Source organism: Chamaesiphon sp. OTE_8_metabat_110 (genome assembly GCF_031382685.1).
Taxonomy (GTDB): Bacteria; Cyanobacteriota; Cyanobacteriia; order Cyanobacteriales; family Chamaesiphonaceae; genus Chamaesiphon.
Window position 1 is genome coordinate 1 of sequence record NZ_JANMZA010000168.1, and the last position, 8674, is coordinate 8674.

At 47.0% G+C, this 8674-nt stretch carries 9 protein-coding genes; 7 read left to right on the forward strand and 2 right to left on the reverse strand.

Features of this window, described 5'->3' with window-relative positions:
* Positions 1-251: 251 nt before the first annotated feature.
* The 4 genes from RMO52_RS06030 (at position 252) to RMO52_RS06045 (ending at position 5660) form a co-directional block, all read left to right on the forward strand.
* Complete coding sequence (locus RMO52_RS06030) at positions 252-1196, forward strand: diacylglycerol kinase family lipid kinase (RefSeq protein ID WP_309741537.1); 945 nt, start codon at positions 252-254, stop codon at positions 1194-1196.
* A gap of 310 nt (positions 1197-1506) precedes the next feature.
* A complete protein-coding gene (prfC, locus tag RMO52_RS06035) occupies positions 1507-3147 on the forward strand; it encodes a peptide chain release factor 3 (protein WP_309741539.1) in 1641 nt (546 codons plus the stop codon).
* Between the two features lie 198 nt (positions 3148-3345).
* On the forward strand, positions 3346-4809 hold the full coding sequence (gene cobQ / locus RMO52_RS06040) for a cobyric acid synthase CobQ (RefSeq protein WP_396134905.1): 1464 nt from the start codon (positions 3346-3348) through the stop codon (positions 4807-4809).
* A gap of 257 nt (positions 4810-5066) precedes the next feature.
* Positions 5067-5660, forward strand: coding sequence for an alpha-ketoglutarate-dependent dioxygenase AlkB (locus RMO52_RS06045; RefSeq protein WP_310411878.1), 594 nt, complete (start codon positions 5067-5069; stop codon positions 5658-5660).
* Here RMO52_RS06045 and RMO52_RS06050 read toward each other — a convergent pair.
* Both RMO52_RS06050 and RMO52_RS06055 read right to left on the reverse strand, forming a co-directional pair.
* Entirely contained in the window at positions 5634-6359 is a 726-nt protein-coding gene (locus tag RMO52_RS06050) for a TVP38/TMEM64 family protein (protein ID WP_309741542.1), read from the reverse strand. The two genes, RMO52_RS06045 and RMO52_RS06050, sit on opposite strands and share 27 nt — an antisense overlap.
* 201 nt (positions 6360-6560) lie before the next feature.
* Positions 6561-7181, reverse strand: coding sequence for a CDP-alcohol phosphatidyltransferase family protein (locus tag RMO52_RS06055; RefSeq protein WP_310411881.1), 621 nt, complete (start codon positions 7179-7181; stop codon positions 6561-6563).
* 242 nt (positions 7182-7423) lie between these two features.
* Between RMO52_RS06055 and RMO52_RS06060 the strand changes: the two genes are divergently transcribed.
* From RMO52_RS06060 to RMO52_RS06070, 3 genes are all read left to right on the forward strand, one after another.
* On the forward strand, positions 7424-7855 hold the full coding sequence (locus tag RMO52_RS06060; RefSeq protein ID WP_310411883.1) for a lysophospholipid acyltransferase family protein: 432 nt from the start codon (positions 7424-7426) through the stop codon (positions 7853-7855).
* Complete coding sequence (locus RMO52_RS06065) at positions 7795-8154, forward strand: hypothetical protein (protein ID WP_310411886.1); 360 nt, start codon at positions 7795-7797, stop codon at positions 8152-8154. Before RMO52_RS06060 ends, RMO52_RS06065 begins: the two co-directional genes overlap by 61 nt.
* 3 nt (positions 8155-8157) lie before the next feature.
* A partial coding sequence (locus tag RMO52_RS06070) for an alpha/beta hydrolase (protein WP_310411889.1) occupies positions 8158-8674 on the forward strand: 517 nt, incomplete at its 3' end.

Sequence of the window (8674 nt, forward strand, 5' to 3'; positions counted from 1 at the left end):
CGGTCGTTAGTTAGAACCTCAGCCACTAAACTCGCCGGAATCATCTTTTCCCACTGCCGAATCGCGTCGCTGACAAACCCTGCGGGCAGATCTTCAGTACCGACTTCTAACAAAAAATCAGACATATCGAAAAATTAATAATTACAGCTAAATATATAGATCGATAGAAACTCAATTAGCAGCTCCAAACGTCTCTATTATCTAACCTCTGTGTCCTCTGCGCCTGGTGCGGTTCAAAAAAAACTTTCTAAATGCGTGCTAGCCTAAATCCCAACCTGCAAGTTCTAATTATCTACAATCCCACAGCCGGACAATCATCCAACCTCAAGAATACACTCGATCGAGTCGCAAATTTGTGGCGCGATCGCGGTTGGCAAGTCCAAATCGCCGCCACGACTGCGCCAGGAGATGCCACCACCAAAGCCCAAACCGCAGCCCGTGCGGGCTACAATGCCGTTGTCGCGGCTGGCGGCGATGGTACCGTTAATGAGGTGATGAATGGCTTAGTCGGCACCGAGACCGCATTAGGAGTCTTACCACTAGGCACTGTCAATATTTGGGCGCGGGAAATGGGCTTATCAATGGATATGCTCAAAGCTGCCGAAAGTCTCGCTCAGTCTGAATTGACCAAAATTGACGTTGGCATGGCTGGAAATCGTTATTTCTTACTCATGGCGGGAATTGGCTTTGATGCCGCCGTCACGGCGACAGTAAGGTCGGAAGAGAAGAAATTATTAGGCGCGCTTGCCTATATCAAACAAGCGATTCAAGTCGCCTGGAATTTTCGCGGCGTCCGGCTGAAACTCCGTATCGATGGTAGACGGGTGCGGGGCAAAATCTTGATGGTAATCGTCGGTAATAGTCAGCTCTATGGCGGTGTCGTCAAGTTTACTGCCAATGCGACGATCGATGATGGATTACTCGATGTGTGTGTAATTAAGGGACAAGGGATGTTGTCGGCACCCCGACGGTTAATTTCAATTTTCGCCCGTCATTACAACCGCGATCCGCTGGTGAAATATTATCAAGCTAGACAAGTCGAAATTCGTGGCAAACGCGGTAAGGCTCTGCCCGTACAAGTGGATGGGGATTACCTCGGTACGACACCGATGAGTTTTCAGGTGATTCCCAATAGTCTCTGGATTCTAGTACCGCCGAATGCAGATCGATCGCTGTGGCAATCGGTTGGAGCTTAGCATATGGCAGTCCTATTCGATTTGCAAGAATGTCGTAGGATGTGTTATCGCGTAGCGTAACGCACCAAATATATTTGTAGGCTGGGCAAGTTGTAGGTTGGGTAGAGCGATAGCGAAACCCAACAACCCACAGATCGATTGGTGAGTTGTTGGGTTTCATTCTTCAACCCAACCTACAAATCTACTGTTTACCAATAGATAAGCGGGTTTGAGAAAATTCGATCGGTGCTTAACCAGTCGATCGAGGTCAGTCAACGATCGAAACCAGATATAATCAAAGATTGGAAGCCCGCTAAGGTAATCTCATCCCATGTCCACCGAACTCCAACCCCAGCTTCAAACCGAACTCGAAATCGCCGTCGAACATCGGCGTAATTTCGCGATTATTTCGCACCCTGATGCGGGGAAAACCACCCTCACAGAGAAACTGTTGCTGTACGGGGGGGCAATTCATGAAGCGGGTGCCGTCAAAGCCAGACGCGATCAGCGTAAGGCGACTTCGGACTGGATGGAGATGGAGAAACAGCGGGGAATTTCGATTACCTCGACGGTGTTGCAGTTTGGCTATCAGGGATTTCAGGTAAATCTACTCGATACCCCCGGACACCAAGATTTTAGTGAGGATACTTATCGAACCCTCGCCGCCGCTGATAATGCGGTGATGCTCATCGATGCAGCGAAAGGTTTGGAGCCACAAACGCGGAAGTTATTTGAGGTGTGTAAGCTGCGCGAGCTGCCGATTTTCACATTTGTGAATAAACTCGATCGACCCGGACGCGAACCGTTAGAATTATTAGACGAGATCGAACAAGAATTAGGCTTACAAACCTATGCTGTCAATTGGCCGATCGGTACCGGAGATCGCTTTAAAGGCGTGTTCGATCGTCATCAGCAGAAAGTTCATTTATTCGAGCGGACAGCGCATGGCAGCCGGGAAGCCACCGATACGGTGATGGATCTCCACGACCCGCGCCTGAAGGAAATATTAGACAAAGAATTATTCGACCAACTCCATAGCGATTTGGAACTCTTGGATGGGGTGGCTTCCGAATTAGATCTAGAAGCGATTCACGCGGGTTATATGACCCCGGTATTCTTCGGCAGTGCGATGACCAATTTTGGGGTGGAGTTGTTTTTACACTACTTCTTAGAATACGCCCTCAAGCCCGGAAATCGCAATTCTAACGTCGGATCGATCGATCCTAGCTATCCAGAATTCTCCGGCTTTGTCTTCAAATTACAAGCCAATATGGATCCCAAACATCGCGATAGAGTCGCGTTTATTCGTGTCTGTACTGGTAAGTTTGAAAAAGATATGACCGTCAGCCACGCCCGCACAGGTAAAACCGTCCGACTATCCCGCCCGCAGAAATTGTTCGCCCAAGATCGGGAATCGATCGAAGAAGCATATCCCGGCGATGTCATCGGTCTAAATAATCCCGGCGTGTTCGCGATCGGCGATACGATTTATACAGGTATGAAAAAGCTCGAATACGAAGGTATTCCCTGCTTTTCACCCGAATTATTTGCCTTCCTCCGCAATCCCAACCCCTCGAAATTTAAACAGTTTCAAAAAGGAGTTAAAGAGCTACAAGAAGAAGGCGCAGTCCAGATCATGTATTCAGCCGATGAAGCCAAGCGCGACCCGATTTTAGCAGCGGTGGGACAGTTGCAGTTTGAAGTGGTGCAGTTTCGGATGAAGAATGAATATGGCGTCGAAACGACATTAGAACCGCTAGGATATTCGGTAGCGAGATGGGTACTGAATGGTTGGGATGCTTTGGATAAAGTCGGACGATTATTTAATACTTTAGTTATCAAAGACCTCTGGAATCGTCCGGTGTTATTATTTAAGAATGAATGGAATGTCAATCAGTTATTAGAAGACCATCCTAGTCTAAAATTAAGCGCGATCGCACCCATTACGATCGGATCTTCAGCGGTGAGTTAAATTGACTAAACTCGCATCTTGCGCCAGCGACGCGCTAAACCTGGAGGTTTCCTCCAGGTTTAGCGCATCAAGACAGTAAATAAAGACTGATGAAAATAGCGTCAAAACTTGCTCGTAAATACTATTAACTATCCACTATCCACTATCCACTAAAATACTAGTAACTTTGTTTTGATGCAAGATGTGAGTAAATCCATCATGGTTGTTGGCACTACCTCCCACGCTGGAAAATCATTAATTACCGCAGCCATCTGTCGGCTATTGGTGCGCCAAGGCTGGCGGGTGACTCCCTTCAAGGGACAAAATATGGCGCTGAATGCTTATATTACCGCCGATGGTAAGGAGATGGGTCACGCCCAGGCAGTCCAAGCCTGGGCGGCGAAAATCGAGCCGCGAGTGGAGATGAATCCGATCTTGCTCAAACCCCAGGGCGATATGACTTCCCAAGTAATTTTGATGGGTACGGCGGTAGGAAGAGTACAGGCGGCGGATTATTATCGGGATTATTTCGATCGCGGGTGGGCGGCGATTACCGATTGTTTGGACAAATTAGCTGTAGAATTCGACTATATTGTCTGCGAAGGTGCGGGAAGTCCAGCGGAAATCAATCTCAAACATCGCGATCTGACTAATATGCGAGTGGCGAGTTATTTGCAAGCAAATACGGTCTTAGTTGCCGATATCGATCGCGGTGGTGTATTCGCACATATTGTCGGTACATTAGAGTTGTTAGAACCCGAAGAACGCGCCTTAATCAAGGGATTTGTCATTAATAAATTTCGCGGACAGCGATCGCTCCTAGAGTCGGGAATCACTTGGCTGGAGGAACGAACGGGGATTCCAGTCATCGGGGTAATTCCGATGTTAGACCAAGTATTTCCCTCGGAAGACTCGCTAGACTTATTAGAACGGCGGTCGCGAAAACCGAATGCAGATTTGACGATTGGAGTCGTTAGATTTCCCCGGATTGCTAACTTTACCGACTTCGATCCGATCGATGCCGAACCTACTGTCAATCTCAAATATATTACGACTAAAGATGAACTAAATACTTGCGATGCCATAATTTTACCCGGCTCGAAAACAACCATCGCCGATCTTCAGTGGTTGCAACAAACAGGCATCGCCGCAGTACTACCAGATTATCTAGCCAGTGGCGGTACGATTATGGGTATTTGTGGCGGTTTTCAAATGCTCGGTACTACCCTCGCAGATCCAGCCGGAATTGAAGGCATCCCCGGTGAGTGTCCCGGATTAAGTTTATTTCCGCTCCAAACTACCATTACTGAGATCAAGACTACCCGCCAACTCACCACCACCACCAATTATCCAACAGAAGGCGACTCGATCGCAGGCTATGAGATCCATCAAGGTACGACCCAATGGCACCCTCAAGTAGCTGCTAGCGATGACTACGAGCCATTATTTACCGATGCAAGTCTGGGCATCGTCGATTGTCAACTTCAGCTTTGGGGCACATATTTACACGGCATCTTCGATAATGGGAGATGGCGCAGAAATTGGCTCAACCAGATCCGTCAGCGTCGCCACCTTGCCCCAATTACTATCGAAGTACCGGATTATGCCAGTCAACGAGAGGAGATTTTTGATACGTTGGCTGATTCAATTTCGGAGTATCTAGATTTAGCTCGGTTGCAATAGTCGAGCGCGTAAAACAGAGTTTGAGATCTGTAAAAGGTATTTTTTACGATGTCGAAATCATCTAAAATCTAGATGGTGGGCAGCGATTCGCGCCCTGGAGGTTTCCTCTAGATCGAGCGAATCAAGACATTGCCCACTCTACATTTATCTAACGGCATAAAGTTTACTTAAGTAGACTGAATCCGAGTAATATCTCGAACTTTTCAAACACCCTCTTAATGACGGGCAATGTCCATCATACATTTTTCATCTAGGACATGTTAGCAAACTATCAACGATCGACCGATCTAACGACCCCAGAAGTTACAATTTGCCCCGGCTACCTATCACCCAGAGTCGCAACCGAACTATATACCCAATTATGCGAGCGCATTGATTGGGATCTTCGCATCAGTGCGCGGAAGACGGCATGTTTTGGGCTACCTTACAATTATTCGGGCTTAACCTATGAAGTCCAGCCCATGCACCCTCTACTTCAGCCGCTATGCCGACAGTTAACGCAAACTTTAGGATTTGAACCAAATAGTTGTCTGGTCAACTTTTACAAAGATGGTCGCGATAAAATGGGTTTCCACTCTGACGAAATCGATAATCTCGAAGACGGTACCCAGATTATTATTATCTCGCTCGGTACAGAACGGAAACTTTCATTTCGATCGAAAGCCGATTATGAGCAACGTCTTAGTTATCTTTTACCACATGGTTCATTGCTATATATGAGCCAGAAAACCCAAGAATTCTGGAGTCATGCGATCAAACGGGCTAATGTGATGGATGGTCGGATTAGTCTGACCTTTCGCCGGATCGATCCATTGTATCGAGCGTTACCAGCGCCAACGCTTGAACCATAACGGCAACAAAGAGAGGAAAACTAAGAAAATAGCTGCAAATCCAAACTGCAACCGATCTCCATCTTGTATCGCCGTTTTACCAGCAGCACCCAGCCAAGTGTAAGCGATCGTACCGGGGATAACACCGATAAAAGTTGCAAATGTATAAACTTGAAAACTAATTGGCGTCAGTGCGAGGAGAAAGTTAATCAGATTAAATGGCGCGATCGGTGCTAACCGTAAGGCTAGAATCAGATTAAAAGCATTACCTTGCTGTGGCTTAATTGCTGTTAATAAGACTCGATTTCTATCGCTATTATCAAATATTCGATTGAATTTATTGAGCAATTTGTGTCTCCCAAAATTGGCGATTGCCCAATCTTGAAAAACATATCGAGTCAGGTAGAATGCCCCGATCGCGCCTAGTGTTGCTGACAATACAGACCAAACTGTGCCCCATACTAACCCGAATACATAGCCGCCAGCTAATGTATGAATTGTAATTGGTAAACCCAGCACAGCTACCAACACATAGGTAATCACAAAAGCAGGAACAGCCCAGACACCAAGTTTTTGCAGGTAGTCAGTCAGCATTTCTCGATCTAATAAGTTACGTGCTGGCGTCGTAAAAAACAAAATAATTACACCAGCTAATAAGATTGGCTTTAAATAATTACCGATCTGCTGTTTGAATTTCGATCGCATCGACGGCTTTGACATAAGTAGCTATGCGAAATTAAATGTAAAATGCCAGTCCTTTGCCCTCACCCCCAGCCCCTCTCTCTTGATTCGCTAAACCGTCGGGGAACAAAGGCGTGCGCGAATCGCTCCCAAGTTTGGGAGAGGGGAGCCAGAGCCGGAGGCGAGGGCGGGGTGAGGGCAATTTCGTCGTTGTCACTTTAATTATGTCCAGCTAATTAATTAGGGCTTGGCGATCTTTGATTCTTCCCGATCTTGCAGCACTAACAGCGAATTGTTTCGTAAATCGATCGCGGCAAATATACTCAAAACATCACACTGCCATGCTGTGAGGATAAAAGTCATCGCGATCTCTTCAATACTATTAATCAGACACATCCCGATCGCCAACCAGAGGGTATTAGCATCATCGAAGCCAAATAATCTCACAGTGGCAACTAATAAAGTTAAACCCCAGATTTTAGCGGTATAAGTATGAAAGCTGGGAAATTTTCTAAACTTCAGCCAACCAATCGCATACAAAGAGATTTGCGCCATCGCCGCTATTAATAACGGCACTTTAAAATCGATAACTACTTGGGGATATACCCGCCAAGTACTAGCAGCAATACACAAATACAGGCAAATATCCGCCCAACTATCTGCTTGTCGGAGCTTCGCGGTACTCACCCCCAGTCGCCGCGCGATAACCCCGTCGAAGATGTCAGAAAGTACCGCGATAATATAACCAACTAGGAACAAACTACTAATCTGGCGATCCCAGGCATCAAGCAACAGTAAAGGGGCGAGTGTCAAGCGCATTCCAACTAGAATAATAGGAACATATACTAGTTTTTTAAGCATTGGATGGAAATAAAACTAATGTTTGGCAGGACATGACTGGCGATCGTGAATTTATTCATAATACATTTATTTAGACCAGTAGCCGCCTTCCCGATCGCCAAAAATATGGCTAAGATTACAAGTGTGAGGAGAATATTAATTTTTTGCCACTCGACGAGATTGAGACTTTCGACTAACTACCTGCATGGGTGGGAAAATTTCTAACCCCAGATCGCCACGCACCTCCTTTTTTCGGTAACTACATGAATTTATTGGAGTCTATCGCCCCTTTTGATGGTTATGCTACTGCCATCGCTCAGGATATCTTTGGGCTATTGGGGATTGGCGTTAAGGTGCAAAATCCCGAACGACTGCCCTCCTCTGGCCCCTTACTGATTGTCTGCAATCACCGCAGTTTCCTCGATCCGTTTATTTTGACTAGTTATCTCAACACGCCGATCAACTTTGCTTGCCATCGGTATATGGGCAATGTCCCCGTGCTGCGTGAAGTATTGCAGAGTTGTGGCGGTTTCCCGTTGACTAACAAGGATTGGTATCGCGATCTAGTGGAGCATTCTACAAACTACTCGATCGAGGTAAAACGATCGGGATTTTCCCAGAGGGTGCCGCCCCGATGCTGGCAACGCCGACCCCCAAAGGGATCTGTCCATTTTATCGCGGCTTCGCCCATTTAGCACTCCAAGCAACTGTCCCCAATTTACAGATCCTCCCAGTAGCCATCTGCTCGCAGGCCGAAGTCCAATGGCCCGCCGTACCTCTGAGCCTGCTGCACCATCTAGACCCCTTAGAGCCGCTATTTCGCCAAGAGGGTTGGCATCCTGCCGTACTCTATCAACGAGTCGTCATTCGGATCGGCGAACCGTTTGCGATCGAGCCTTATCGAGAGCGTTACCACGGTCGTCAAGCTGGTAAAGTAGTAAAGGATCTGACTGCCACATTATCACACCAAGTTGCTGACCTGCTCGCAGCATAAATCATGCAGCTTCACTCTCATCCCCTTAATTTTTTTCAACCCCGACCAGCTCAGCCACATCTACCGCTATTTGTTTTTTTTCCGGGGATGGATGGAACTGGTCGATTACTTTACAAGCAAATCGATGGATTAGCATCCAGATTCGATCTGCGCTGCTTGGCAATCGCCAGCGATGACCGTAGCGATTGGCACGGATTGGTAGATCGATCGATGCAGTGTATCATTACCGAGCTACCCGAAGGACGGCAACTATATTTATGCGGCGAGTCTTTCGGTGCCTGCTGGGCAATGCAAGTTGCCAGTAGAATGGCTAAAAACATCGAAAAACTGATACTCATCAATCCCGCTTCGTCATTTGTGCGGTTGCCGTGGTTGACGGAAGGGAGCGCACTCTCCAGTTTGTTGCCAGACAATATGTATCCATTATCCACGCGGATTCTCGCCAATTTTCTCACCAATGCCGATCGAGTCACGCCTGAAGATCGTCAAAACCTGATCGATGCGATGCTCTCCGTCCAAC